Annotated in this window: 2 protein-coding genes and 1 pseudogene; 1 reads left to right on the plus strand and 2 read right to left on the minus strand. The window is 68.1% G+C overall.

Annotated features, from left to right (window positions below; translation table 11 throughout):
• Positions 1-105, plus strand: a pseudogene (locus tag ACFWF3_RS33265) (TetR/AcrR family transcriptional regulator); the annotation flags it as partial.
• Positions 106-128: 23 nt separating this feature from the next.
• Here ACFWF3_RS33265 and ACFWF3_RS33270 read toward each other — a convergent pair.
• Entirely contained in the window at positions 129-1,652 is a 1,524-nt protein-coding gene (locus ACFWF3_RS33270) for an aldehyde dehydrogenase (RefSeq protein ID WP_379317900.1), read from the minus strand.
• 55 nt (positions 1,653-1,707) lie between these two features.
• Positions 1,708-2,165: amidohydrolase family protein (locus tag ACFWF3_RS33275; protein ID WP_379317902.1), on the minus strand; the 458-nt coding region annotated here is incomplete at its 5' end.

Consider the following 2,165-nt stretch of genomic DNA (forward strand, 5'->3'; position numbering starts at 1 on the left):
CTCATCCACACGACGCCCTCCGTTGTGCTGGGCACCGAACTCGACAGTGTCGACCTCTACGGACCGATCCTCGAGATGTACATGTCCGCGATCAAGCTGCCCTGATCGCGAATCCCGGCCCCGGTCGCTCATGAGCTGCGGATCCCGCTCGGCGGGGCCATGGCTCGAGGGGAGAGGGTATTCGCCCGCGGCAGTGCGGAATTCGCCGGGGGGCGCATCGAGAGTGACACGGTGTCGAGGTAGCCCTCGAGGCCCTCGGCGCCGAACTCGCGGCCGATGCCGCTGTTCTTGACGCCGCCGAAAGGCGCCACGGGATCCATGCTGTAGGGCTCGTTGATACCGACGGTGCCCGCGCGCACCCGGCGCGCGATCGCCGTGGCGCGCTCGATATCGGGTGACCACACCGAGCCCGAGAGCCCGTACTCGCTGTCGTTGGCGAGATGCAACGCGTGTTCGTCGTCGGCGTAGGCGATCACGCTCAGGACGGGACCGAAGATCTCCTCCTGTGCGATCCGCATGGAATTGTCCACGTCGGCGAACAAGGTGGGCCGGACGTACCAACCACGCTCGATGCCCTCGGGCAGGTCGCTGCCGCCGACGAGTAGGCGGGCTCCTTCGCGCTGCCCCAGGGCGATGTAGTCCCGAACGCGCTGCTGTTGACGGTGCGAGACCATCGGGCCGACTCGGGTCGCCGGATCGAACGGGTCACCGACGGTGAGGTTTTCGATCACACTCACCAACGCGTCGACGAAGTCGTCGTGGCGATGCTGCGGGACGAGGACTCGGGTCTGGGCGACGCAGGCCTGGCCGCTGTTCATCAGCCCGGCCACCATCATGCCGGTGGCCACGGCAGAGGGATCGGCGTCATCGAGCACCACTGCGGCTGATTTGCCGCCGAGTTCGAGGCTGACCTTGCGCAGTGCCGCGCCGCAGACCTCGGCGACTTGTCTACCCGCCCCGGTGGATCCGGTGAACGAGACCTTGTCTACGCCCGGGTGCGCGACCAGGTGCCGGCCGACTTCGCGCCCGGCGGGCAGGATGCTGACCACCCCTGGTGGCAACCCGACCTGATCGAGCAGTTCGGCCATGTGATGCGCGTCCAACGCCGTCTCCGGCGACGGTTTGAGCACCACCGTGCACCCGGCGAGCAGTGCGGGGATCAGCTTGCCCACCATCAAGAACATCGGCATGTTCCAGGGAATGATCGCGGCCACGACCCCGACGGGTTCGTGGCCCACGACCACGTCCCGGCCGAGGAACCCGGCTCTGGTGTCGCGCCATCGGTAGGCGGCCGCGATGTCGGCGAAAGCGCTCATCATGATGCCGGGCAACTTGGCGTGCGCCGAGCGCGAGAAGGTAATCGGCGCACCCATTTCGGTGGTGATCAGCTGCGCGAGTTCGTCTTCGCGGGCGCGGTAGCACCGCACCAGCTCGCGGATGATCGCCACGCGCTCCTGCGGATCCGTGCGGGGCCACGGTCCGGTGTCGAACGCCGCGCGCGCGGCCGCGACCGCGCGATCGACATCGGCGGTCGTCGGGTCGGCCACCCGGGCGATGGCCTGCTCGGTGTGCGGCGAGATCACCTCGACCGTCTGGTCGGTGGCTGGATCGACCCAGCGACCGCCGATATAGAGCTGCTGACGTGGCGACATTGCTACCTCGGATCTGATGCGCGTATTCAAACTGCGGGCGAACGGTTTTCGCTGATCAGGGCTTCTTGTGGACCCGGCCGTCCTTCATCACGAACCGAACGTCCTCGATGGTCGTGATGTCGGCGGTGGGGTCCCCGGGTACGGCGATGATGTCGGCAAGCAGCCCGGGCGCCAGCCGCCCTCGGTCGTCGACACCGATCAGTTCGGCGCTGACGATCGTCGCCGCGCGCAGCGCCTGCGCCGGTGTCATGCCGCGGTCGACCAGCGCCCACAGTTCTTTGGCGTTGTGGCCGTGCGGCACCGCGGGCGCGTCGGTGCCGCAGGCGATCTTGACGCCGGCGCGGATGGCCTTGCGCAGGGTCTCGCGCGCCCGTGGGAAGACCTCGGCGGCCTTCTTCTGCAGCGCGGGTGCGGCTTTGGAGACATCGAGCCCTTCGGAGAGGTAGCTCGTGGGCACCAGGAAGGTGCCCTGCTCGACCATCAGCGCGATGGTGTCGTCCTCGGCGAGGGAGC

Source organism: Nocardia sp. NPDC060220, from assembly GCF_042727815.1.
In the GTDB taxonomy this organism is placed as follows: Bacteria; Actinomycetota; Actinomycetes; order Mycobacteriales; family Mycobacteriaceae; genus Nocardia.